Annotated in this window: 24 protein-coding genes; 20 read left to right on the top strand and 4 right to left on the bottom strand. The window is 63.0% G+C overall.

Annotated elements, in window-relative coordinates; translation table 11 throughout:
* The first annotated feature begins 63 nt into the window (after positions 1-63).
* The 10 genes from fabZ (at position 64) to B3098_RS20500 (ending at position 5,958) form a co-directional block, all read left to right on the top strand.
* Positions 64-519 carry a 3-hydroxyacyl-ACP dehydratase FabZ gene (gene fabZ, locus B3098_RS20545; protein WP_006385190.1) on the top strand — a complete coding sequence of 152 codons (456 nt, stop codon included), beginning with the start codon at positions 64-66 and terminating at the stop codon, positions 517-519.
* A complete protein-coding gene (lpxA, locus tag B3098_RS20540) occupies positions 520-1,314 on the top strand; it encodes an acyl-ACP--UDP-N-acetylglucosamine O-acyltransferase (protein WP_175121924.1) in 795 nt (264 codons plus the stop codon). It abuts the gene before it with no gap.
* The gene (lpxB, locus tag B3098_RS20535) at positions 1,311-2,507 is read left to right on the top strand and encodes a lipid-A-disaccharide synthase (RefSeq protein ID WP_286898711.1); all 1,197 of its coding nucleotides are present in this window, start codon (positions 1,311-1,313) and stop codon (positions 2,505-2,507) included. The genes lpxA and lpxB overlap by 4 nt, the downstream gene beginning before the upstream one ends.
* Positions 2,494-3,102 (top strand): ribonuclease HII, encoded by a 609-nt coding sequence (gene rnhB, locus B3098_RS20530; protein ID WP_286898710.1) that lies wholly within the window; start codon positions 2,494-2,496, stop codon positions 3,100-3,102. The genes lpxB and rnhB overlap by 14 nt, the downstream gene beginning before the upstream one ends.
* Positions 3,099-3,887, top strand: coding sequence for a TrmH family RNA methyltransferase (locus B3098_RS20525; protein ID WP_286898709.1), 789 nt, complete (start codon positions 3,099-3,101; stop codon positions 3,885-3,887). Before rnhB ends, B3098_RS20525 begins: the two co-directional genes overlap by 4 nt.
* Positions 3,888-4,016: 129 nt before the next feature.
* Positions 4,017-4,484, top strand: coding sequence for a DUF2846 domain-containing protein (locus B3098_RS20520; RefSeq protein ID WP_218343557.1), 468 nt, complete (start codon positions 4,017-4,019; stop codon positions 4,482-4,484).
* A gap of 167 nt (positions 4,485-4,651) precedes the next feature.
* Positions 4,652-4,984: a hypothetical protein gene (locus B3098_RS20515; RefSeq protein WP_286898708.1), complete on the top strand. Its 333-nt coding sequence runs from the start codon at positions 4,652-4,654 to the stop codon at positions 4,982-4,984.
* On the top strand, positions 4,981-5,460 hold the full coding sequence (locus B3098_RS20510; RefSeq protein WP_218343559.1) for a DUF2846 domain-containing protein: 480 nt from the start codon (positions 4,981-4,983) through the stop codon (positions 5,458-5,460). The genes B3098_RS20515 and B3098_RS20510 overlap by 4 nt, the downstream gene beginning before the upstream one ends.
* Before the next feature lie 22 nt (positions 5,461-5,482).
* Positions 5,483-5,815, top strand: coding sequence for a hypothetical protein (locus B3098_RS20505; RefSeq protein WP_286898707.1), 333 nt, complete (start codon positions 5,483-5,485; stop codon positions 5,813-5,815).
* Positions 5,806-5,958, top strand: a complete 153-nt coding sequence (locus tag B3098_RS20500; RefSeq protein ID WP_286898706.1) for a hypothetical protein — start codon at positions 5,806-5,808, stop codon at positions 5,956-5,958. Before B3098_RS20505 ends, B3098_RS20500 begins: the two co-directional genes overlap by 10 nt.
* Before the next feature lie 42 nt (positions 5,959-6,000).
* On the opposite strand, the gene ppsR is transcribed toward B3098_RS20500, so the two are convergent.
* Complete coding sequence (gene ppsR / locus B3098_RS20495) at positions 6,001-6,828, bottom strand: posphoenolpyruvate synthetase regulatory kinase/phosphorylase PpsR (protein WP_175121920.1); 828 nt, start codon at positions 6,826-6,828, stop codon at positions 6,001-6,003.
* A gap of 215 nt (positions 6,829-7,043) precedes the next feature.
* On the opposite strand from ppsR, the gene ppsA reads away from it, so the two are divergent.
* From ppsA to B3098_RS20470, 5 genes are all read left to right on the top strand, one after another.
* Complete coding sequence (ppsA, locus tag B3098_RS20490) at positions 7,044-9,410, top strand: phosphoenolpyruvate synthase (protein WP_175121919.1); 2,367 nt, start codon at positions 7,044-7,046, stop codon at positions 9,408-9,410.
* Between the two features lie 268 nt (positions 9,411-9,678).
* The gene (locus B3098_RS20485; RefSeq protein ID WP_286898705.1) at positions 9,679-11,829 is read left to right on the top strand and encodes a type VI secretion system Vgr family protein; all 2,151 of its coding nucleotides are present in this window, start codon (positions 9,679-9,681) and stop codon (positions 11,827-11,829) included.
* A 7-nt stretch (positions 11,830-11,836) separates the two neighbouring features.
* Positions 11,837-12,742 (top strand): DUF4123 domain-containing protein, encoded by a 906-nt coding sequence (locus B3098_RS20480; protein ID WP_286898704.1) that lies wholly within the window; start codon positions 11,837-11,839, stop codon positions 12,740-12,742.
* Entirely contained in the window at positions 12,717-15,317 is a 2,601-nt protein-coding gene (locus B3098_RS20475; protein WP_286898703.1) for a T6SS effector BTH_I2691 family protein, read from the top strand. Before B3098_RS20480 ends, B3098_RS20475 begins: the two co-directional genes overlap by 26 nt.
* Positions 15,317-16,312, top strand: a complete 996-nt coding sequence (locus tag B3098_RS20470) for a DUF6708 domain-containing protein (RefSeq protein WP_414631298.1) — start codon at positions 15,317-15,319, stop codon at positions 16,310-16,312. The genes B3098_RS20475 and B3098_RS20470 overlap by 1 nt, the downstream gene beginning before the upstream one ends.
* A 59-nt stretch (positions 16,313-16,371) precedes the next feature.
* Here B3098_RS20470 and B3098_RS20465 read toward each other — a convergent pair whose 3' ends face one another.
* Positions 16,372-17,217: a bifunctional transcriptional activator/DNA repair enzyme AdaA gene (locus B3098_RS20465; RefSeq protein WP_286898701.1), complete on the bottom strand. Its 846-nt coding sequence runs from the start codon at positions 17,215-17,217 to the stop codon at positions 16,372-16,374.
* A gap of 136 nt (positions 17,218-17,353) precedes the next feature.
* Positions 17,354-18,094 (bottom strand): glutamine amidotransferase, encoded by a 741-nt coding sequence (locus B3098_RS20460; RefSeq protein WP_175139174.1) that lies wholly within the window; start codon positions 18,092-18,094, stop codon positions 17,354-17,356.
* Between the two features lie 170 nt (positions 18,095-18,264).
* On the opposite strand from B3098_RS20460, the gene B3098_RS20455 reads away from it, so the two are divergent.
* The 3 genes from B3098_RS20455 to B3098_RS20445 all read left to right on the top strand — a co-directional run bounded on the left by B3098_RS20455 (position 18,265) and on the right by B3098_RS20445 (position 20,933).
* Entirely contained in the window at positions 18,265-18,696 is a 432-nt protein-coding gene (locus B3098_RS20455) for an NfeD family protein (RefSeq protein WP_175121913.1), read from the top strand.
* Between the two features lie 96 nt (positions 18,697-18,792).
* The gene (locus tag B3098_RS20450) at positions 18,793-19,719 is read left to right on the top strand and encodes an SPFH domain-containing protein (protein WP_008167745.1); all 927 of its coding nucleotides are present in this window, start codon (positions 18,793-18,795) and stop codon (positions 19,717-19,719) included.
* Positions 19,720-19,745: 26 nt separating this feature from the next.
* Positions 19,746-20,933, top strand: coding sequence for a GGDEF domain-containing protein (locus B3098_RS20445; protein ID WP_286898700.1), 1,188 nt, complete (start codon positions 19,746-19,748; stop codon positions 20,931-20,933).
* 1 nt (position 20,934) lies between these two features.
* Here the strand turns inward: B3098_RS20445 and smpB are convergent, their stop codons facing one another.
* On the bottom strand, positions 20,935-21,444 hold the full coding sequence (gene smpB, locus B3098_RS20440; RefSeq protein WP_224776897.1) for an SsrA-binding protein SmpB: 510 nt from the start codon (positions 21,442-21,444) through the stop codon (positions 20,935-20,937).
* A gap of 137 nt (positions 21,445-21,581) precedes the next feature.
* Between smpB and B3098_RS20435 the strand changes: the two genes are divergently transcribed.
* Positions 21,582-22,016: a type II toxin-antitoxin system RatA family toxin gene (locus B3098_RS20435; protein WP_056316825.1), complete on the top strand. Its 435-nt coding sequence runs from the start codon at positions 21,582-21,584 to the stop codon at positions 22,014-22,016.
* Positions 22,006-22,353 (top strand): RnfH family protein, encoded by a 348-nt coding sequence (locus tag B3098_RS20430; protein ID WP_286898698.1) that lies wholly within the window; start codon positions 22,006-22,008, stop codon positions 22,351-22,353. The genes B3098_RS20435 and B3098_RS20430 overlap by 11 nt, the downstream gene beginning before the upstream one ends.
* The last annotated feature ends 50 nt before the right edge of the window (positions 22,354-22,403 follow it).

Below are 22,403 nucleotides of genomic sequence, written 5' to 3'. Positions count from 1 at the left end.
CGTTCGCCGCCCTGGCGCGCGCGCGCCGCCACCTTATTTAATTTCGCAGGAACGAAGAGAAAAATGGAACTCGACATCAAGGGGATCATGGAGAGGCTGCCGCATCGCTACCCGATGCTGCTGATTGACCGTGTTGTGGAAATGGTGCCTGGCAAGTCCATCGTCGCCATCAAGAACGTCTCGATCAACGAGCCGTTTTTCAACGGTCACTTTCCTCACCATCCGGTGATGCCGGGCGTGCTCATCGTTGAAGCCATGGCGCAGGCCTCGGCGCTGTTCTCCTTCACGGACGAGAACGGTGGCCTCAAGTGCGAAGGCGCCAAGACCGCGTATTACCTGGTCGGCATCGATGGCGCGCGCTTCCGCCGTCCCGTCGTTCCGGGCGACCAGCTGCGCATTGAGGTCGAAGCTGAACGCCTGAGCCGCAGCATCTGTAAGTATCAAGCACGCGCGACCGTCGATGGCCAGGAAGTGGCGTCGGCCAAGCTGATGTGCGCGATTCGCAGCCTGGAAGAGTAAATGGCAGGAAACATCCATCCCACCGCTGTTGTCGATCCGGCGGCAAAAATCGACCCGACCGCGGTCATCGGCCCGTTCGCAGTGGTGGGGCCCGATGTGACCGTCGGTGCGGGGACCGAAATTGGCCCGTACTGCATGATCGACGGCGTGACCACCATCGGTCGCGACAACCGGTTCTACCGGTACTGCTCCATCGGCGGCATGCCGCAGGACAAGAAGTACGCGGGCGAGCCCACCCGGCTGACCATCGGCGACCGCAACACGGTCCGCGAATTCGTCACGCTGAACACCGGCACCACGCAAGACGGCGGCGAAACGACGTTGGGCGACGACAACTGGATCATGGCCTACGTTCACGTGGCCCATGACTGCCACATCGGCAGCCACACGATCCTGGCCAACTCGGTGCAGCTTGGCGGCCACGTGCACGTGGGCGACTGGGCAATCATCGGCGGCCTGACCGGCGTGCACCAGTTCTCGCGCGTGGGCGCGCACACCATGACGGGCGGCAACAGCTCGCTCATGCAGGACACGCCGCCGTTCGTCCTGGCCGCCGGCAACCCGTGCCGCCCGGTTGGGGTCAACGTCGAAGGCCTGAAGCGCCGCGGCTTTTCCGCCACCTCCATTTCGGCGCTGCGCGAAGCCTACAAGATCATCTACCGCCGGGGCTTGTCCCTGGACGCGGCGCGCGCCGAGTTGCGCGACCGCCAGCAGGCCATCCCCGAAGCCGCGGAACACCTGCAGACGCTGCTGGACTTCCTGGACGTCGCCTCCCGCGGCATCATCCGCCCATGAGCACCCGGATCGGCATGGTGGCCGGCGAGCCTTCGGGCGACCTGCTGGCCGGGCGCATCATTGCCGGTCTGCAAGCGCGCGACAACGGCGTGCGTTGCGAAGGCATTGGCGGGCCGCAGATGCAGGCCCGTGATTTTGAAGCCTGGCACCCGATGCACGCGCTGACCGTGTTCGGTTACGTGGACGCGCTCAAGCGCCTGCCCAGCCTGCTGGCCACCTACCGCGACGTCAAACGCCGCTGGCTGGCCGAGCGGCCCGCTGTGTTCGTCGGCATCGACGCGCCCGATTTCAACCTGCGCCTTGAGCATCAGTTGCGGCAGGCGGGTACGCCGACGGTGCATTTCGTTGGGCCCTCGATCTGGGCGTGGCGCTACGAACGCATTCATAAGATCCGCGAATCGGTATCGCACATGCTGGTGCTGTTTCCGTTCGAGGAAGAGATCTACCGCAAAGAAGGCATTCCGGTTACGTACGTGGGCCATCCGCTGGCCGGCGCCGTGCCGATGCAGCCCGACCGCGCCGCCGCGCGCGAACGCCTGGGTATCGACCAGAACGCCCGCGTGCTGGCGATCCTGCCCGGCAGCCGCTCGTCCGAGATCCGCCTGCTGGCGCCGCGCTTCCTGCAAGCCGCCCAGCAACTGCTGAAGAAAGATCCGGCCTTGCAGTGCATCGTGCCCATGGTCAATGACCAGCGGCGGGCTGAGTTCCTTGAAATCCTGGCGCAGCATCCGGTGCCCGGCCTGCGCTGCGTCACCGCGCAGGACCTGCACGGCGAGGGCGGCGACCGTAAGGCGCCGGTGGCCTGGTCCGTCATGGAAGCCGCCACGGCGGTCCTCGTCGCCAGCGGCACCGCCACGCTCGAGACGGCGCTGTTCAAGCGGCCCATGGTCATTTCCTACGTGTTGTCGCCGTGGATGCGGCGCATCATGGCCTGGAAGTCCGGCCAGCAGCGCCCGTATCTGCCGTGGGTGGGTCTGCCCAACGTGCTGCTGCGTGACTTTGTTGTCCCTGAGCTTTTGCAGGACGACGCGACGCCCGATAAACTGGCCGAAGCGACTTGGCAGGCGTTGACCGACGACGCGCTGATCGCTCGCGTGGAGGCGCGGTTTACCGCCATGCACCAAGACCTGTTGCGCGATACGCCGGCGCTGGCCGCGCAGGCGATCCTGGAGGTGGCCGATGGAGCAGCCTGAGCTTTTCGTGGCGCCAGAGCAGCCTGCGTTGCTGACCGCAGGCGTTGACGAGGCCGGCCGCGGCCCGCTGGCAGGCGAGGTCTACGCGGCCGCCGTCATTCTTGATCCGTCACGATTCATCGGCGGGCTAGCCGATTCCAAGGTGCTGACCGCGGTCCGCCGAGAGGAACTGGCGCTGCAGATCAAGGAACGGGCGCTCGCCTGGTGCATCGCCAGCGCCACCGTCGCCGAAATCGACAGCCTGAATATCCTGCGCGCCACCATGCTGGCCATGCAGCGCGCGGTGCAGGGCTTGGCCATGGTGCCGCAACTGGCCCTGGTTGACGGCAATCAGGCGCCCAAGCTGCGCTGCACCGTGCAAACCGTCATCAAGGGCGACGCGCTCGTGCCTGCCATCTCGGCCGCCTCCATTCTCGCCAAGACCGCTCGCGACGCGGACCTGCTGCGCCTGCATACGTTGTATCCGCAGTACGCGTTCGATCAGCACAAGGGCTATGGCACGGCGCTGCATCTGCAACGGCTGCGCGAGCACGGCCCGTGCGCCGAACACCGGCGCAGCTTTGCTCCCATCAAGGCTTTCGGCCTGGTTTCATGAAGCACATCAGTTCCCGGGACAACCCGGCGGTCAAGGCGCTGGTCAAGCTGGCCGGCACGGCCGGCAAGCGCGGCGCACCCGTGCTGCTCGACGGCGTCCATCTGTGCCAGGCCTGGCTGCAACATTACGGCCCACCGGAGCGGGCGATCTTCGACGTGGACCGCCTGTCCCAGCCCGATATCGCCGCGCTTGCCGCGGCCGTGCCGGACAACGTCAGCCTCGCGCTGGACGCGCGGCTGATGCACGCCGTGGCTGCGGTGGAAAGCGGGCAGGGCGTTGCCTTCCTGGTCACGCCGCCCGTTCCGGCGCTGCCTGCGCAGGTCGATGAAACCTGCGTCCTGTTTGACCGTATCCAGGATCCCGGCAACGTGGGTACGCTGTTGCGCACGTCCGCCGCAGCGGGCATCAAGCGCGTGTTCCTGGCAACAGGGACGGCGGCGGCGTGGTCGCCCAAGGTGCTGCGCAGTGGCCAAGGCGCGCACTTTGCTCTCGAGATCCACGAGCACGCCGACCTGGAGGCTCTGCTGCCCCGCCTGCGCGTGCCGCTGGTGGCGACCGCCCTGGACGGCTCGCGCGATCTTTTCGCGGACCGCCTGCCTGAACAGTGCGCATGGGTTTTTGGCCACGAAGGCCAGGGCGTCGCGCCGGCGCTGCTGGCGGCCGCCAGCCTGAAGGTACGCATTCCGCATGACGCCGCGGCCGTGGAGTCGCTGAACGTCGGCGCCGCCGCGGCGATCTGCCTGTTCGAGCAGCGGCGCCAGGCGAGCGTGCGCAGCCCCGCCTGATCCGGCGCAGGACCCCCCCGCTTTTCCGGCGATTGAAGGCGGAGCCTTCCCCGTATACTGCCGCGCTCATGCAACATGGGCCGCGTTCAGGATGCGCTGCCCGCTTATCTGAACCCGGGGAGGGGATACATGAAGAACTGGATCAAACTGAGCCTGGCTGCGCTGGGCGCCGCAACCTTGCTAGCGGGCTGTGCCGGGCCGCGATACGCCGACGTGTCGGCAAAGATCTCCGCGCTGGAGCCGGGCGAAGGCCGGATCTATTTCTACCAGCCCAAGACGGCCAATGGCGACAAGGTTCGGCCGCCGGCGATCCTGGTGGACAACGCCCGCGTCGGCAAATCCAAGGCCGGCCACTTCTTTTTTGTGGATCGCGCCGCCGGCACGCTCGACGTGATCACGTCAACGGATCGCAAGGAGCGCAAGGACCCGCTGGTGGTGCCGCTCGTGGCAGGGCAGACCCAGTACGTGAGGGTCGACATCGACGGCGGCAAGCAGGTGCTGCGCCTGGAACCCTCGGCCGAGGCTGCGCAGCAAGCCCTGTCCGGACTGCGGTATTGGGGCGCCACCAACCGCGAACGCGAGGCGCTGCGCTATTGATCGCGCGACACGTTTTGTAGAGTTCTGACGCACCTCTATACTTACGCACTTCGTTCGTAGCCGGGGTAACAATGGTGTCGTCGGTAGTTCCGAAAGTCGCGGGCGCAGCCCGCTTAGGCAGGTTTGCGGCGTTGGCCTTCGCGGGCATGCTGTCCTTGAGCGCATGCATGTCCGTCTCCACGCAGAAGGTCAGCCTGGTTCCCGTTGCGGCTTCAGAGCCGGTCAGCGTGATCCAGTTGTCTCGCATGGTCAGCGCCCAACTGCCCAACGACAGCATCGCCAATCTGCCGGCGGCGTCGCAATGGCAGCGTGTGGGAGCCCTGCCGCACGGTGACGTCTACCGTGCGCTCGACGGGCTGTTCACCGTCCAGACGCGGCGCCAGGGCGAGGCCTACCTCGTGGCGTCTTCCGGAAAGCTTGTCGGCTTTTACCTGCCCGGCGAAACGGCTTATCTGCCGCTCAACCGTCCTGTCACCTTGCCTGTGGAAATGCGTCAATGAAGATCTGGCTGAAATTGGCGGCGACGGCCGCAACGGTGGTCGCATTGGCCGGTTGTGCCGGCGCGCAGTATCAATCCTTGCAGGGGCGCATGCCGCCCGTGGAACAAGGCAATGGGCGCATCTACTTCTACCAGCCCCAGGCCCAGCCCTCGGCTGCCGCGTCGGCGCAGCATAAGCTGCGCGTGAACCAGGATGTCGTCGGCCGCAACAAGCCGGGCAGCTTCTTCTTCGTGGACCGTCCGGCGGGCAATTACGTCGTGACCAACCTGTATTGGACGGGGGATGGCGTCAGCTTCAAGCTCGACCCCGGCCAGACGCGTTACGTGCGCATCACGGCCGAATCGTTGGGCAGCACCGGCACTGTCGGCAAGCTGTCCATGGAACTGGTGGATCCCCCGGAAGTCGCCGAGGCCGAACTCCTGAAGATGCGCTATTGGGGCGCCGCTTCGTCCGAGCAGGTTTCGGGCCTGCGCTAGTCTCTGACAGTAGAGATATCCGATGACCCGCAGTTTCAAGATGATCGCTGCCGCCGCGTTGGGCGCCGCCCTGTTGGCCGGTTGCGGCGGTCCCCGCTACAAGGATGTGGCGGGCACCATTCCCGTCATGGTTCCGGACACCGGCCGCATCTATTTCTATCAGCCGCCGGCGCCGCTTGGCGTGGTGTCGAGTCAGCCGTATCTGCGCGACAATGGCATGAAGGTTGGCCGGTCCAAGCCGGGCAGTTTCTTCTACGTGAACCGCCCCGCGGGCAAGTACGAGATCGATACGCTGCGCGACGGCGAGTCGCTGTCGTTCACCCTGGCCCAGGCCAGACGCGGTACGTGCGTCTGAGCATCGAAGGCGCAACCGGCAACGGCAGCGTGGGCCGGCAGGATATGCGTCTGGAAGAGTCCGAAGCGGTGGCTCAGCATGAACTTTCGCCGCTGAAGTACTGGGGCGCCGGATCACGCGAACGCGTCAAGCTACGTCCCTGATTTCCCGCCGCAGAAGCAGGGCGCGCCTTGGCGCGCCCTTTTTTATCCGCGATCCAGTCCAACCTCCTGCAGCACCGTGGTGGCGATCTCTTCGATCGACTTCGTGGTGCTGGACAGCCAGGAAATGCCCTCGCGACGCATCATGCGTTCGGCTTCCGCCACTTCGTAGCGGCATTGTTCCAGTTGGGCGTAGCGGCTGTTGGGGCGGCGTTCGTTGCGGACTTCCGCCAGGCGTTCCGGCTGGATCGACAGGCCGAACAGCTTGGCGCGGTGCGGCGCAATGGTGGAGGGCAGGGTGCCGCGTTCGAAGTCGTCCGGCGTCAACGGGAAGTTGGCGGCCTTGATGGCGTACTGCATGGCCAGATACAGGCTGGTGGGCGTCTTGCCGCAGCGCGAGACCCCGACAAGGATCACGTCGGCCTGATCGAGCTGGTTCACGAACTGGCCGTCGTCATGCGCCAGGCTGAAGTTGATGGCGTCGATCCGGTTCCGGTATTTTTCCGAGTTGGCCTGCATATGCGACCGGCCGATGGAATGGCTGGACTTCAACCCCAGCGCTTGCTCGATGTGGCTGACGAATGTGCCGAACAGATCAAGGAAAATTCCGTTCGCCTGTCGAACGCGGGCCAGAATTTCCGGGTTGACCAGGGTGCTGAAAACGATGGGCGGGACGCCCGCGTCCTGGGCGCTCCGGTCGATCCGCATGGCGACTTCCGCAGCCTTTTCCAGCGTGTCCACGAAGGGCAGCCGGATGGGCTTGAAATTGACCTCTTCGAACTGCGAAAGCACGGACTGGCTGAACGTTTCCGCGGTGATGCCGGTACTGTCGGAAACGATGTATACCGTGCGTACGATAGGGGTAGATGTCATGTGTAAAAAATTCCAACCAGGCAGATGGCCGGACGTACTCCACCGAGTACAATCAGGCCCCTATAAGTCACCCCAAGGGCGGTCCAAGGCCAGTTTGGTCAGCGTCTGAAATCGGTTCTGTGAAGGCCGGAAAACGCGGTTTTTCCGGCATCAAAAACAGCACGATCCAGCCATTGACCAAACTCGCTTTCATTCCATTGTAAAAGGTGACTTCAATGTCGTATGTTGTTTTGTTCGAGCAGCTCCGCATGACGGACGTGGACTCGGTAGGAGGCAAGAACGCATCTCTTGGCGAAATGATCAGCCAGCTGTCTGGCGCGGGTGTCCGCGTGCCGGGCGGCTTTGCGACGACCGCTGACGCCTTCCGCGACTTCCTGAAGGCCTCCGGCCTGGACAAGCGGATCGCCGAACGCCTGACCACGCTGAATCCCGAAGATGTGCGCGAGCTGGCCACCGCCGGCGCGCAGATTCGCCAATGGATCGTCGACGCGCCGTTCTCGCCCGAGTTCGAATCGCAGATCCGCGAAGCCTTTGCCAAGCTCGATGCTGACGGCAAGGGCTCGTTTGCCGTGCGCTCCTCCGCCACGGCGGAAGACCTGCCCGACGCCTCGTTCGCCGGCCAGCAGGAAACCTTCCTGAACGTCGTGGGCATCGATGACGTGCTGGACAAGATCCGCCACGTGTTCGCGTCGCTGTACAACGACCGCGCCATTTCCTATCGCGTGCACAAGGGCTACGCCCACGCCGACGTCGCCTTGTCGGCCGGCATCCAGCGCATGGTGCGTTCCGACAAGGGCAGCGCCGGCGTCATGTTCACCATCGACACCGAATCGGGCTTCCAGGACGTCGTGTTCATCACGTCCTCGTATGGTCTGGGCGAAACCGTCGTGCAGGGCGCCGTCAACCCCGACGAGTTCTACGTCTTCAAGCCCACGCTGGAACAGGGCCACTATCCCATCGTCGGCCGCCGTATCGGCTCCAAGCTGATCAAGATGGAATTCGATCCCGAGCGCCCCGAAGGCCGTGCCGTGCGCACGGTGGATGTGCCGGTGTCCGAGCGCAACCGCTACTCGCTGACCGACGACGAGGTCAACGAACTGGCCCGCTACGCCGTCATCATCGAAAAGCACTACCAGCGTCCGATGGACATCGAGTGGGGCCGCGACGGCATCGACGGCAAGATCTACATCCTGCAGGCGCGTCCGGAAACCGTGAAGTCGCAGCAGGGCGTCAATGACGTGCAGCAGCGCTACCGCCTGAAGGCGACCGGCCAGGTCCTGATCACCGGCCGTGCCATCGGCCAGAAGATCGGTTCGGGTCCGGTGCGCGTGGTGGGCGACATCTCCGACATGGACAAGGTCCAGCCGGGCGACGTCCTGGTCACCGACATGACGGATCCCAACTGGGAACCCGTGATGAAGCGCGCCTCGGCCATCGTGACGAACCGCGGCGGCCGCACGTGCCACGCGGCGATCATCGCGCGTGAGCTGGGCATTCCGGCGGTGGTGGGCTGCGGCAACGCGACCGACCTGCTCAAGGAAGGCCAGGCCGTGACCGTGTCGTGCGCCGAAGGCGACGAAGGCCGCATCTATGACGGCCTGATCGAAACCGAGGTCGAGGAAGTGCGCCGCGGCGACATGCCCGCCATCGATCTGAAGATCATGATGAACGTGGGCAACCCCCAACTGGCGTTCGACTTCGCCCAGATTCCGAACGGCGGCGTCGGCCTGGCTCGCCTGGAATTCATCATCAACAACAACATCGGCATCCACCCGAAGGCGGTCCTGGACTACCCGAACGTGGACGGCGAGCTGAAGAAGGCCGTGGAATCGGCCGCCCGCGGCCATGCCAGCCCGCGCGCTTTCTTCGTCGAGAAGATGGCTGAAGGCGTGGCGACCATCGCCGCCGCCTTCTACCCCAAGCCGGTCATCGTGCGCATGTCGGACTTCAAGTCCAACGAATACCGCAAGCTGGTTGGCGGCTCGCGCTACGAGCCCGAGGAAGAGAACCCCATGCTGGGCTTCCGCGGCGCGTCGCGCTACATCGCTGAAGACTTCGCCGAGTGCTTCCGCATGGAATGCGAAGCGCTCAAGAAGGTGCGCGATGAAATGGGCCTGACGAACGTCGAAATCATGGTGCCGTTCGTGCGCACGCTGGGTCAGGCCGAGAAGGTCGTGAACCTGCTCGCGAAGCACGGCCTGGCGCGCGGCGAAAACGGCCTGAAGCTGATCATGATGTGCGAGGTTCCGTCCAACGCCATTTTGGCCGACGAATTCCTGCAGTACTTCGATGGCTTCTCCATCGGCTCGAACGACATGACCCAGCTCACGCTGGGCCTGGACCGCGACTCCGGCATGGAACTCTTGGCCGCCGACTTCGACGAGCGCGACGAAGCCGTCAAGTTCATGCTGCGCCGTGCAATCAAGGCTTGCCTGGCCGCCAAGAAGTACGTGGGTATCTGCGGCCAAGGCCCCAGCGACCATCCGGACTTCGCGCAGTGGCTGAAGGACGAAGGCATCCTGTCGATGTCGCTGAATCCGGACACCGTTGTCGATACGTGGCAGCGTCTGGCCAAGAACTGATTGGCCGGTTGAAACAGAAAACCCCGCGTCTTTTGGGACGCGGGGTTTTTTTTATACGGCGTGGGAATAGGGCGCAGCCGCGCTAATGGAAAAGTGCTCGTCGAGCCTCGGCGACGAATGCTCTCTTCAGATGCCCCCGATCAAAGTAAGAGTCTTCTGATATCCATAGATTCGATCGTGTGACGTAATGGACCTCGTATTCCATTCGCGTCCATTGCGAAATTCTTCATTTGCAGCGGACGCGTTTCCATAGGCGGACCGCGCGCTCATGGCAAGTGCGAAAGGTCTGTCGCTGCGGGAGCACGTCATTCCTATTCAATCCGATCTGCGGTTCACTTTCATCATTGGCGACGAGTCATTTGAAGTCATTGAATTTACGCTGCAGGAAGGGTTGTCCGAGACCTTCCTGCTGGAAGTGAACCTGGCCAGCGCCAATCCCGCCATCGATTTCGGCCTGGTGCTGGGCCGCGCCGCGTTGCTTACGATCTGGCACGGCTCCAAGCCCGTGCGCTACGTGCACGGCGCGGTCTCGTCGTTCGTCCAGGGCGACACGGGCTTTCGGCGCACGCGGTATTCCGCCATCGTCGAGCCGCGCCTCGCGCGTCTGAAGCTAAGTTCCGACTGGCGCATCTTCCAGTCGCAAAGCGTCCCGCAGATCGCTGAGGCGGTGCTCAAGGCGCATGGCCTCAATCAGGACTACGAGCAGCGCAGCACCACCGAACACCAGGCGCGCGAATACTGCGTGCAGGCCGGCGACACCGACTATCACTTCGTCGAGCGCATCATGCGCGAGGAAGGCTTTGTCTACTCCTTCCGCCATGCCGCCGAGGGCCATAAGCTGATCCACAGCGACCGCCTGTTCATCCATGGCCGCGTCGGTGATGAACCGGTTCAGTACAACCCGACGCCCGGCGGCGACCAGCCGCGGCCAGCGCTGCGCCGCTTCTCGTACACCGAGAACGTGCGCACCGCGCGCCAGACCCAGCGCGACTACACCTTTCACCATCCGCGCTACACCCACCAGCACAGCCGGGATGGCCGAGATCTGGACCACCAAGGCCGCCGTTACGAGCGCTACGACTATCCCGCTCGGGCCAAGTTCGACGAAGCCGGCAAGCCCTTCGCCGAGAACCGCCTGCGCGGCCATCGCCGCGATTCGCGCGTCGCCTTCGTTGAAGGCGATGACCCGCGGCTCCAGCCAGGCATTTCATTCACCCTCGCCGATCATCCGCGCGAAGACCTGAACCGAGGCTGGCGTCCGGTGCGCATTGTCCACCGGGGCATCCAACACACGAGTCAGGCCGAGGAAAGCGCACAAGCCCAGATGGGTACGCACTACAGCTACGAAGCCGAACTGGTCCCGGACGACGCCGAATGGCGGGCAGAACCGCTACCCAGGCCCCGCATCGATGGCCCGCAGAACGCCATGGTGGTCGGCCCGCCCAATGAAGAGTTCTATACCGATGAGTACGGCCGGGTGAAGGTTCAGTTCCCGTGGGATCGGCTCGGCAAGGACGACGAACGCAGCTCCTGCTGGATCCGCGTTTCACAGGACATCGCCGGCGCCACCTGGGGCCACTTGGCCATCCCGCGCATTGGGCAGGAGGTCATCGTCTCTTACTTCGATGGGGATCCGGACCAGCCTGTGATCACCGGCCGCGCCTACAACCGCCTGCAATTGCCGCCCTACGAACTGCCGCGACATAAGACGCGGATGACGATCAAGAGCAAGACCCACAAGGGCGAGGGGTACAACGAACTGCGTTTTGAAGACGAGAAGGACCAGGAAGAAATTTACGTCCACGCGCAGAAGGACCAGAACATCCACGTCAACAACGACGAGTCGACGTTCGTGGGCCATGACCGCAGCGAGCAGGTCGAGAACGATGAAGCCATCATCATCGGCCACGACCGCATGGAGACGGTGGGCAACGACGAACAGGTCAACATCGGCCAGGACCGGCGGCATGACATAGGGCGGGATGACTGTTTGACCGTGGGGCGCAATCACATCATCCACACCGCCAAGGACCGCACCGAGGAAGTGGGCAACAACCGCCGCGACAAGACCGCAGCGAATCATTGGGTGAGTATAGGCGGACACCAGGAGCATACGGTCGAGGGGCACTCGGAACTGCAGGCGGGGCAGGCGATCCGGCAGCGCACGAAGGTTTTTGAGAGCCAAGCGGCAGAGAGCCTGACTATCAAGGGGCCGGGAGGAACCATCCGAATCGATGCGTCAGGTATCACGCTTGATGGGGTCGCCATTCTGATCAAGGGTCCGATGAATCAAAAGCCCGGTGGCGGCACGAACTCGATCTCCGTCAACGGCACGCCGGAGCCCGGCGAACCCGTTTGTGTGGGATGCCTGCTGAAAGCCATCGCAGAAGGCCGCAGCGTCGTGCGGTTCGGTGGATAGGCCACACATGAATCCATTTTCTGAAAGCGTTGTAAACGAACTGCGCCAGCTCCCCGATCATGGGCTGACAGCCATCATCGAAATGGCTCGCATGAAGGCTGATGTCCGAAGGCACCTGATGGAGCGATTCTCCGGTTGGCCGCTACTGCAGCAGCGAGAGTTGGAGAATCTCCGCGAGATTGGCCCATGGTTGTTCACGCCTTCCGCCCAGAACAACCTGCAAGGACAGTACGACTTTCTCTGCGACGTTGCTGGCATTGCCGGAGACGCAGTTTGCGTCTGGCTGACCAGTGCCATGTCGCCCCCTCAGTTGGCCGAGCACCTTGGCCATGCCACGACAGCGAAGGGCCCGGATGGCGATACCTATTTGCTGCGCTTTCACACGGAATTGGCCTTTCCCGTGCTTCATGCGCGCCAGGATCTCCCGGGAATCTCGGACTGGCTGGCGCCGGTCCGATCATGGTGGCTGGTATTTCCCCACCGAGAGCGCAAGGCGTGGAAACACTTTACAGGTCACGGTTCGACCAAGCCGTATCGCACGCCAGTTATTCAATTGGACGAGTCATGCTGGGAGGCGCTTGCGGGCGACCCGCTCACGTACCGTCTGGCGGACCAGCTTCGGGCGCCGCTTGAAAAGAAGGGCAACCGCGAAAACTGCCATGGCGCCCGGCTTGGACTCGTACATGACTTGTTAGCTCAAGCGGATCGCATCGGTCTGAGCCGACAGAGCGACCGAATCGACTACGTGACCTTGATGGCGTTGCAAGGCAAGGCGCTCGAAGGTTCTCCGGCATGGAACGACGCATTACACGAGGCGAAAGCGCTGCGAGAACCCCTGGCGCAGGCGCTGCAAGTGCGCATGCGCAGAAAAATGGTTGAGGACGTCAATGCTCGATTGGAACGACACCTTTAATGCGTGTGCAGAGAATCGCACGCTTCTCGATGGAGTCTTGAATCGCGGGGCGGAGGTAACTTGCACTCGCACCTTCACGATACTTCCGCTACGGTATGGCGCCGTGGGAGGTAGCGCCGAACAGCGCAAACTCCTTCCGTCCTTGCCCGAGCATTTGAATAAGCCGGGCAGAGTGGGCAGTCTGAGCGAATCGACTTACGCTATACGCCCGCTGCGTCAGGGATTCCTGTACGTCCTTGTGCAGCGCGTGAGCGCGGGGACCTATGAATGGCACAGCCAGTACCGGGTATCGGAAGCCGGAACCCTCGCCTATATGAATGCCGACGAGCCGTGGGAGCCGAAACCCGCCGCGGGGCAGGGCATCATGGATGCATACACCGGCTGGAAGTGGATGTTCAAAGTCCATGACGTGGACGACATCAAGGACCTTCGCCTGCTCTTTAGCCCATGCCCTTTGACCAAGGAAACGCTGCGCAGATATCGCTCGCTCCCGGCAAGCAGGGATAAGTTGGTCTCGGTGGATATCGCCAAACTTGCGTCGCTGCCTCCCGAAGAAATGGCTTGTTTCCGCCCACTAGACGGCGTGCTGAACTTTGATCAGCTTGATCGTGTTGCCGACTTCGCGGCGGTAGACCAGCCCAGATTGAATACGCTATTCAAAACGCAGGCGTTTAATCCTCTTGCGCCACCCCTGCAGGCGACCCAGGCTGAAATGCGGCCCACGGCCGCGCACAATCGGTTCCGTGGTGCGGCCATCGTCGTAGAGGACGCTCTCGGCATTACTCAGGAACTGAACGCCTGGCGCAATGCGAGTGTCGACGCACTCGATGCATTCATGGCGTACGAGGACAACGAAAAGCTTACCAACCATCGTAAGTTCACGATCGCTTTCGGCATTGAAAACATCAGGAAATTGGTAGAGGACGAAGCCGAGAAACTCTATTACAAGGAGCAGCAGAACTACGGCGTGCGTTACTCGGATCGCGGGTACGAGATGAGCAACAACCACATGACTTTGCAATCGCGGGGTGATTTCATCAACTTTCGCAACCCGCAGCATCAACGGCAAGTTCAGGAAGCCGCAGCCAAGGAGCGCCGTGCCAAAAGTTGGGGCAAGTACGCCGACTACATCGATGAGGAAATGCGTCAGGATTTCCTGAAGCGCTATCGAGAAGAAGTCGATAAGGCGGACGCGGCCAAAGACGCGCGGGCCTCGGACCACCTTCTCTGGCTGCAGAGCGAACCGCTTCTCGACGCGCTCGACACATTTGACCGCAACGATACCGAGCAGGCCTTGCTATTTGAAGACCAAATGGGAAAGGCTGTCGCCGGCATGAATGCCACGGCGGTTGGCGAGGAACTGCTTGATCGCTGGCGCAAAGCGGGGATATCCAGAGAAAACCTGTTCTGGCGGTCGTTGGCGCAGAACCAGGAGAGCATGGAAAGCGAAGTGAATCGACTTTTCGGCGAGCGCGAGACGCTGAAATCCGTCGACCCCGTCGCGTTGCAGAACCGACTAAAGAAGCTGGCGGATCTTTACGAAAAGAGCCACGCCATGCTCGATTCGATGGCAGATGCCTCAACGGGCGGAGGTCCACCGTCCGGCTACTTGGTCGGCGGTGCGATGCTGATCAACACGCTAGGCAACTCAATGTTCCAGGGCAAGACTGCTGCCGCCATTGTGGACGCCCCATTCAACAAGCTGGCGGCGTCAGTGCTGCTCGCGCGCCTGGGTCGATACGCGCAGCATTATCGCCTCGAATTGCGGAACGGCAAGGAACTGAGCCGAGGGTCAATGGCACGCATGGGCCGCTCCGCCAGTCGTCAGTTCGAGGAGGCCCTGCGGACGGGAGCAAAAGGTCCAATGACTGAAATCCGCATTGGAAGCACTCTGGTCTTCTTGGAAATGTGGAATCTGTACAACAGACTGACGGCGGAAAACAAGCGAAGCAAGGAGTATGTGGAGATTGTCGCGGCGCTGGTGGCGCTAACTGCAACGGGTTTCGAAGTGGGTGCGGGCGCGGTGAGCTTTGCGGAGAAAAGTGGCAGCGCTGCTGTGCAGCAAGGTGCCAAGGTATTCCGCTGTGGCCTTGGCTTGACGGCGGGGATCTTGGCTGGCGCAGCTTCGCTAGTCGGGGCAACCTATGACTTCCAAGACTTCAATAAGAATTTCGTCTTCAGAAGATTCTCGATAGCTGGCTTTTACTTTTTGCGGGCTAGCGCCCAGCTAGGTGCAGCCACACTATCCGTTGCGGTCGGGATGGGTGCGGCGGGCGCTTACTTGGAGCATTTATCGCGAAGGTATGGAACCAGTCGAATGTTAGGGCGTGCGCTCAACGCGGGCTCCAGGCTGTCAACCGCCCTGGCTGGCCGGATGGTCTTGATGCTCCGCATATTCCTGAGCGTGAATCTCGCGATCTTGGCTTTTGCTGCGGTTGAAATATATATCCTTCCTGATGCTCTGGAACTATTTCTGGATCACTGCTCGTTTCGTAAAAACCGCCGCAACGGTCCAGTGGCGACAGAAGAAATGGAGATCGAACTCATGCAACGATCAGTGAAGGCAGTGTACTGATGTATTTGTTGGAGCGCGGTTTTCAGTGGTCGCGAAATTTGATGAGCTACGAGGAAGCGACTGAAGAATTGGGCAAGCAACAACGCCAGCCGGGGCAGGCAGAAATTCATGCTCCCGAAGGTGTTGGCGAGTGTGTTTGCAGCGACGTCTACGACAATGAGTCGGTATATGCCTTGACCGACTCGGCTATGGATCTTCGCACGCCAAACGATGAGAAGAGAGGAGTAATCACCGCATTTTTAGGATGGATTTATGGGTTTCTGATCTACGCGTGCTTGCGTACCGTGACCGTGTCCGTGGACTACATCCGTCAAGGTCATGGCTACTATGATGATTTGCCACTGGATGGTGAGGATTACTTTTTCCTGATACTTTTTCCGGTGCTCTGGTTTGCGGTCCTAAGTATTTTCTTAAAATACACATTACGGTATTTTCGGTTGGAATCCCTCACCGCTCGTCGCATCATCGTTCGTTTCAACCGAGCTACCCGCAAGGTTTACTTGCTACGCCCCGAGCATCTAGGCGGCATCCGTATCATGGATTGGGATAAGACCGAGGTACTTATGGACAAAGGCATGAGCGAACTGGAGGGCACCGGAGGTTTTGTCATTCTGGTTTGGGATCGGGGCGATGGTGTGGATTTGCAGGGAACTCCTACCGATAACATCGAAGTCACTTTCGTGGGTAAACCTACTCGCAATGCCAGCGAGCTCGTCGCGTTTTGGGAGTACATCCGCCGCTACATGGAGGACGGCCCCGCTGCCGCGCCTGCGCCGAAAAGGCTTATCAACAAGTTCCCCTGGCCCTGGCTTTCGTTCAAGGCGGCCTGGGGCTTGGACACTCAGTTCCTGCGCCACAGCCGCTTATGGGTGTTTGTCGTAGCGAACCTATTGATGTTGCCCGCTATCTTGATCCATGCTGCCGGCCACTGGCTTTCGCTGCTGCTGTGCTATGAGCCCAGATTTCCCCGCGTCATCGAAGAGGCGGGACGATAATCCCGAAGCTGCTTTTAGCGCACCGAGGGGTCTGGGGCCCAGATCAGGCCGCGCACAGATTAGGTGGCCCGCGCTTCGCGGGCAATGAGTTCGCGCTTGCGGTCAATGCCCCAGCGGTAGCCCGCCAGCGATCCGTCCGTGCGTACCACGCGGTGGCAGGGGATGGCCAGCGCGATGTTGTTGGTGGCGCAGGCGCGGGCGACGGCGCGTACAGCGGCGGGTGCGCCGATGCGTTCGGCCACTTCGGAGTAGGTGGCGGTTTCGCCGAGCGGGATCTCGCACAGCGCCTCCCAGACCTTGCGCTGGAACGCCGTGCCGCGCACGTCCAGCGGCAGATCCAGGCCGCGCGAAGGATCTTCGACAAAGCCGACCACGTCCGCCACCCAGCTTTCGAACCGGGGGTCGGCGCCGATCAGTTTCGCGGCGTGGAAGCGGTCCTGCAGATTCTGGACCAATCGGTCCGGATCCTCGTCCAGCGCGATTTCGCAGATGCCGGTGCTGCTGGCGGCCACCAGAAGCGCGCCCAGCGAGCACTGCGCCACCGCGAACCGGATGTCCACGCCTTCGCCGTTCTTGCGGAACGCGGTGGGCGTCATGCCCAGGATGGCGGGGGCGGCTTCGTAGAAGCGTCCGCTTGAATTGAAGCCGGCGTCGTACATGGCGTCGGTCACGCTGGCGCTGTCTTCCAGGCGCTGGCGGGCGCGGCTGGCCCGCAGGGCGTTGGCATATGCCTTGGGCGTGATACCCGTGGCGGCCTTGAAAATGCGGTGGAAATGGAACCGGCTCATGCCAGCCTGTTCGGCCAGCGCCGACAGATCGGGCGGCTGGTCGGCTTCCAGGGCGCGGCAGGCGCGCTCCACGGCGGCGGCGTGCTGTTTGCTCAAGGGGGCGGCGGCGGGGCTCATAAGGGACTCCTGGCTCTTGCGTGATTTCGTACGCTTGGCGCTATGGTCTCAAGGCTTGCCGGCCTGCGCACTCCGCTTGTTGCGGCTGTCCCTGCCGACGGTCTCCGCATTGCCGGCGGAGCCGCGGGCGTGGGCGTCAGGCGCCGGGCGCGTAGGTTTCCAGGAACCGGCGCAGCAGGCCGGCCGCCACGGGCGTCGCGCGCACGTTGGCGGACAGCCCCGGCACGTCGAGGTTTTCGGCTGCGTAGCGGCGGCCATAGCGTTCTAGGTGGGCCCGGATGAAGTCCGGGCCGAACTCGGGGTGGAATTGGGTGGAAAAGACGTTGCGGCCGATGCGGATCATCTGGTGCTCGTCCAGGTCCGAGCGCGCCAGCACGGCCGCGCCCGCGGGCAGTTGCAGCACGGTCTGCGCGTGCAGCATCTGGGCGGGGAAGGTGGTCGGCACGCCGGCCATGAGCTGATCGCCGCCGGCCGTCGGCAGCAATTCGACGGTCTGGGTGCCGACTTCGCGGCCGGCGGGGTTGTAGCCGACCTTGCCGCCGAACGCGTGCGCCAGCAATTGATGGCCGTAGCAGACGCCAAACATGGGCAGACCGGCCTCCAGGGCCTCGCGCAGCCAGGCGGCGGTGTCTTCGCTCCAGGGTTCCTTGTCGGAGACCATGGCGGGCGAACCGGTTATCAAAGCGGCGCGGTAGCTGGAGGGCGCCTGCGGACGCTGGCCTTCGTAGACCGCGACGATGTCGACGGCGCTTGGGGTCAGTCCGGCCGCCTGCATGATTTGTTCGGCATAGCCGCCGAACTGGCTTTTGAGCGTGTCGTCCGGATCGCCGGTATGCAGGATCAGGACGGGGAGAGCAGAAGAAGTTGCAGCGGTCATAAAAGCGTGTGGGTGAATAAGGGCGGCGCGAAGGTCCCGCGACCCGGCGCGCCAGGGGCACATCATAATCCAGCGAAAATGTTCCCGTCGGCGCACGGCAATTCCCGCTCCGTCCCGGAAATACGTACAATCCGCTCAGATACTCATCCTTACAGACGATTCTCGAGACTATGTGGATTTGGCTGGGATTGGCCGCGCTGGCCCTCATCGGTGAGCTGGCGACAGGAACCTTCTATTTGCTGCTTGTCGCCTTGGGTCTGGCCGCCGGCGGTATTGCCGCCTGGCTGAATGCGGGCCTGCAATGGGAGCTGGTGGCGTGCGGCGTCGTGCTGCTGCTGGGACTCGTGGTGCTGCGCAAAACGCGGGTACTGAAAAAGCGCGAGGTCAATTCGGCCCGCAACGCCGACGTCATTCTGGACATAGGCCAGACCGTCACGGTCGAGGCCTGGTCCGACAGCGGGTCGACGCGCGTCTGGTACCGCGGCGCACATTGGCAGGCTGAACTGGCCAAGGGGCATGCCGCCCAGCCCGGCGAACACACCATTACTGAATTGCGCGGCTCGATCCTCGTGCTTACTCCCAAGCGCGGCGGCTCGACATAGCAGAACGCGCCCGCGCAGCGCCGCGGGCAAACGCTGGAACCCTGGCCGGCATGGCGGGGCAGGCCAGCGCACCCACTCGAAAAGAGGCTTCACACCATGATCGATACTTCAACCATCGTGCTGCTCGTCATCGTTGCACTGGCAATCCTGATCGTCGTCAAGGCGATCGCCATCGTGCCGCAGCAGCATGCCTGGGTGGTCGAACGGCTGGGCAAGTTCGACCGCGTCCTGTCGCCGGGCGCCGGATTCGTGATTCCCTTTATCGAACGCGTGGCCTACAAGCATTCGCTGAAGGAAATTCCGCTGGACGTGCCCAGCCAGGTCTGCATCACGCGCGACAACACGCAGCTTCAGGTCGACGGCGTGCTGTACTTCCAGGTCACCGACCCGATGCGCGCGTCGTACGGTTCGTCCAACTACATTTCGGCGATCACGCAGCTGGCCCAGACGACCCTGCGCTCGGTCATCGGCAAGATGGAACTGGACCGCACCTTTGAAGAGCGCGATTCCATCAACAGCAACATCGTGTCTTCGCTGGACGAGGCGGCGCTGAACTGGGGTGTGAAGGTGCTGCGCTACGAAATCAAGGACCTGACGCCGCCCAACGAAATCCTGCGCTCGATGCAGGCACAGATCACCGCCGAACGCGAGAAGCGCGCGCTGATCGCCGCCTCCGAAGGCCGCCGTCAGGAACAGATCAACATCGCCACCGGCGAACGTGAAGCCGCCATTGCACGTTCCGAGGGCGAGAAGCAGGCGCAGATCAACCAGGCGCAGGGCGAGGCCGCCGCGGTGCTGGCGATCGCCGAAGCCACCGCCAAGGCCATCACGCAGGTCGCCGACGCCGTGCGCCAGCCGGGCGGCATGGAAGCCGTGAACCTGAAGGTTGCCGAGCGTTACGTCGAGGCGTTCGGCAATGTGGCCAAGGAAGGCAACACGCTCATCCTGCCGGCCAACCTGTCCGACGTCGGCGGCATGATCGCCTCCGCCATGACCATCGTGAAGTCCACGCGCAACACCTGATACCGCGCCTTGCGGCGCGCCCGCCCATGATCGCTCCCGTTAATTTGCTTCTGATAGCAGCGCTGGCGGGAGTGCTTTCCCTTTGCGTGCTGGGGTCGCTGGCGCGCAGCGGCATGGCCGGCATCCGAGAAACCATCCGCGCCAACCTGCTCACGCTGTTGGCGTTTTCTACTTTTGCGCTGCAGAGCACCAAGGCGCCGCTGTGGGCGTCCATCCTGGTGCCCAATACGGCCATCGCGCTTGCCCTCTGTGCGTACTATGCCGGCGTGCGCCGGCTGCTCGGGCTGACGGTGCCCCGGCATCTGATGACGCTGGGCTGCGTGGCCGCGCTGTCGGTCGTGGCGGTCTATACGTACGTGGACTGGCAGGTGGGGCCGCGGATCGTGGCGATGTCGCTGCTGCAGATGGGCTTCATGCTGGCCGTGGCCATCGTCGTCCAGCGCAACATGCCGGCGCACCGCTCACGCTACAGCTACCGTTTCGTGTGGGTGGTGACGCTGATCTCCGCCGCGGTCTGCGCGCTTCGTGCGGCGGTTTACCTGGTCGAGCTGGACATGGTGTCGGCCTTTCTAGAGCCCACCTTGTGGAGCGTCGCCTTCCTGACGCTGGGGGTGCTGATCATGCCTTGCCTGACGCTGGGCACCATCATGATCATCCACGACCGCATGCTGGCTGATCGCGAACAAGAGGCCAGTACTGACTTCCTGACGGGTCTGATGTCGCGCAAGGCGTGGTGGTTGCAGGCCGAGCGCTATTGCGCCCAGGCCCTGCGCATGCGCCGTCCGCTGACCTTGCTGCTGCTGGACATCGATCATTTCAAGCGCATCAACGATACGCACGGCCACGCAGCCGGCGATGCGGTGCTGCGCCATTTTGGCCTGCTGGCGACTGCCACGCTGCGCACCGGCGATCACGTGGGCCGGGTGGGCGGCGAAGAATTCTGCGTGCTGTTTGCGGACATGCGCAGCGACGCGGTGCTGGAGGTGGCCGAGCGGCTGCTGGACTCCGTGCGGCGCACGCCGTGTGCGCACGGCGGCAGCACGATTTCGTATACGTTCAGTGCCGGCGTTGAGGACTGGATACCCGGCGAGAATTTGCAGGTGCTGTTTGAGCGGGCCGACCGCAAGCTTTATGCGGCCAAGTCGGCGGGGCGCAACCGCATCGTGGGCCCCGGCCACGAGGCCGAGCGCCCGGCGTTGCCGATGGCCGCGTAGATCAGTCGTCCTTGCTGCGGCGGGGGGCGCGGGTGTCGTGCTTCATGATGCGTTCCTTTTCGCGCGCCCAGTCTTTTTCTCGCGCGGTGTCGCGCTTGTCGAACTGCTTCTTGCCGCGGCCCAGCGCGAAATCCAGCTTGATGCGGCCGTTCTTGTAGTGCAGATTCAGCGGCACCAGCGTGTAGCCGCGCTGCTCGACCTTGCCGATGAGCTTGCTGATTTCTTCGGCCTTGAGCAGCAGCTTGCGCGTGCGCATGGCGTCCGGGTGGATGTGCGTGGAGGCCGTGGGCAGGGGGCTGACGTGCATGCCGAGCAGGAACAGTTCGCCATCGCGCACGATGACGTAGCTTTCCTTGAGCTGCACGCGGCCGTCCCGAATCGCCTTGACTTCCCAGCCTTGCAGGACAAGGCCGGCCTCGTAGCGGTCTTCGATGAAATAGTCGTGCGTGGCCTTGCGGTTGTCGATAATGCTCATAAAGCCTTCTTGCTGGGATTCTGCGAATCTGGCTATCCGGCCGATTGCGGGTTGTTGCGAACGGGGATTGCTCGTTATTCTGCGCGATGTGCTGGTCCAGTGTTTCGGCCCATTTAGGCCCACAAAGCGCTGTGCCGGTAAAATCTTGCCATTCTAGCCATTTGCGATAGTCGATGCACAAAGTACAACGATCCGTCCTGGTGCCTTACAGCGCCGCCCAGATGTTCGACCTGGTCGCCGACGTGGAGAAGTACCCCGAGTTCATGCCGTGGTGTGGCGGCGCCGAGGTGCAGACCCGCGACGAACACGGCATGCAGGCCTCCATCCTGATCTCCTTTGCGGGCATGAAGCAACGCTTCACCACGCGCAATACCCACGTCTATCCCGAGCGGATCGACCTGGAACTCGTGGATGGCCCGTTCTCCAGCCTGGTGGGCCATTGGGTGTTCCAGCCGCTGGCCGAAGACGCCTGCAAGGTCCTGTTCACCATGGAATACGCGTTCTCGAACCGGCCGCTTGAAATGGTGGTGGGGCCGGTCTTCAACCGCATTGCGACCAGCTTCATTGATTCCTTCACCAAACGCGCGCAGGCCAAGTATGGCGAGTGAGGCGTTCGCGGCAGGGCAGATCGGCGTCGTCGTCTGCTACGCCTTGCCCGGCCACGCGTGGCAGCGGGAAGTGCGCCTGCCCGACGGTGCGACGGTCGAAGACGCGCTGGCCGCCAGCGGATTTGCGCAGGCGTTTCCTGTGGTCAAGCCATGGGAACGGGGCGTGGGCGTGTTTGGCCGCGCCACCGAGCCGCACGCGCGTCTGGCCGATGGTGACCGCGTGGAAATCTATCGCGGGCTGACCTTCGACCCCAAGGAATCGCGCCGCCGCCGCGCCGAGCACCGCCGCACCAAGACCGCCCGCAATGGGCGCGTCAGGCCGGCGGGGCTGCTGTAGCGCGCTGCACTGACGCCCTGATCGCCACCCCGGCGTGACGCCGCCGTGGC

Source organism: Achromobacter sp. UBA2119 (genome assembly GCF_002331005.1).
Classification (GTDB): domain Bacteria; phylum Pseudomonadota; class Gammaproteobacteria; order Burkholderiales; family Burkholderiaceae_B; genus Achromobacter; species Achromobacter animicus.
The sequence above is the reverse complement of the archived record's forward strand: the minus strand, read 5'-3'. Positions and strand labels throughout refer to the sequence as shown.

Excerpts from the sequence above, each read along its gene's own strand:
- B3098_RS20460 (WP_175139174.1), bottom strand. The coding sequence starts at position 18,094 with ATGACCGCTGCAACTTCTTCTGCTCTCCCCGTCCTGATCCTGCATACC.
- B3098_RS20465 (WP_286898701.1), bottom strand. The coding sequence starts at position 17,217 with ATGAGCCCCGCCGCCGCCCCCTTGAGCAAACAGCACGCCGCCGCCGTG.
- B3098_RS20435 (WP_056316825.1), top strand. The coding sequence starts at position 21,582 with ATGCACAAAGTACAACGATCCGTCCTGGTGCCTTACAGCGCCGCCCAG.
- B3098_RS20520 (WP_218343557.1), top strand. The coding sequence starts at position 4,017 with ATGAAGAACTGGATCAAACTGAGCCTGGCTGCGCTGGGCGCCGCAACC.
- B3098_RS20445 (WP_286898700.1), top strand. The coding sequence starts at position 19,746 with ATGATCGCTCCCGTTAATTTGCTTCTGATAGCAGCGCTGGCGGGAGTG.
- B3098_RS20470 (WP_414631298.1), top strand. The coding sequence starts at position 15,317 with ATGTATTTGTTGGAGCGCGGTTTTCAGTGGTCGCGAAATTTGATGAGC.
- B3098_RS20430 (WP_286898698.1), top strand. The coding sequence starts at position 22,006 with ATGGCGAGTGAGGCGTTCGCGGCAGGGCAGATCGGCGTCGTCGTCTGC.
- B3098_RS20515 (WP_286898708.1), top strand. The coding sequence starts at position 4,652 with ATGTCCGTCTCCACGCAGAAGGTCAGCCTGGTTCCCGTTGCGGCTTCA.
- B3098_RS20505 (WP_286898707.1), top strand. The coding sequence starts at position 5,483 with ATGACCCGCAGTTTCAAGATGATCGCTGCCGCCGCGTTGGGCGCCGCC.
- B3098_RS20450 (WP_008167745.1), top strand. The coding sequence starts at position 18,793 with ATGATCGATACTTCAACCATCGTGCTGCTCGTCATCGTTGCACTGGCA.
- fabZ (WP_006385190.1), top strand. The coding sequence starts at position 64 with ATGGAACTCGACATCAAGGGGATCATGGAGAGGCTGCCGCATCGCTAC.
- B3098_RS20455 (WP_175121913.1), top strand. The coding sequence starts at position 18,265 with ATGTGGATTTGGCTGGGATTGGCCGCGCTGGCCCTCATCGGTGAGCTG.
- B3098_RS20480 (WP_286898704.1), top strand. The coding sequence starts at position 11,837 with ATGAATCCATTTTCTGAAAGCGTTGTAAACGAACTGCGCCAGCTCCCC.
- B3098_RS20485 (WP_286898705.1), top strand. The coding sequence starts at position 9,679 with ATGGCAAGTGCGAAAGGTCTGTCGCTGCGGGAGCACGTCATTCCTATT.
- B3098_RS20475 (WP_286898703.1), top strand. The coding sequence starts at position 12,717 with ATGCTCGATTGGAACGACACCTTTAATGCGTGTGCAGAGAATCGCACG.
- ppsA (WP_175121919.1), top strand. The coding sequence starts at position 7,044 with ATGTCGTATGTTGTTTTGTTCGAGCAGCTCCGCATGACGGACGTGGAC.
- B3098_RS20525 (WP_286898709.1), top strand. The coding sequence starts at position 3,099 with ATGAAGCACATCAGTTCCCGGGACAACCCGGCGGTCAAGGCGCTGGTC.
- B3098_RS20510 (WP_218343559.1), top strand. The coding sequence starts at position 4,981 with ATGAAGATCTGGCTGAAATTGGCGGCGACGGCCGCAACGGTGGTCGCA.
- ppsR (WP_175121920.1), bottom strand. The coding sequence starts at position 6,828 with ATGACATCTACCCCTATCGTACGCACGGTATACATCGTTTCCGACAGT.
- lpxB (WP_286898711.1), top strand. The coding sequence starts at position 1,311 with ATGAGCACCCGGATCGGCATGGTGGCCGGCGAGCCTTCGGGCGACCTG.
- rnhB (WP_286898710.1), top strand. The coding sequence starts at position 2,494 with ATGGAGCAGCCTGAGCTTTTCGTGGCGCCAGAGCAGCCTGCGTTGCTG.
- lpxA (WP_175121924.1), top strand. The coding sequence starts at position 520 with ATGGCAGGAAACATCCATCCCACCGCTGTTGTCGATCCGGCGGCAAAA.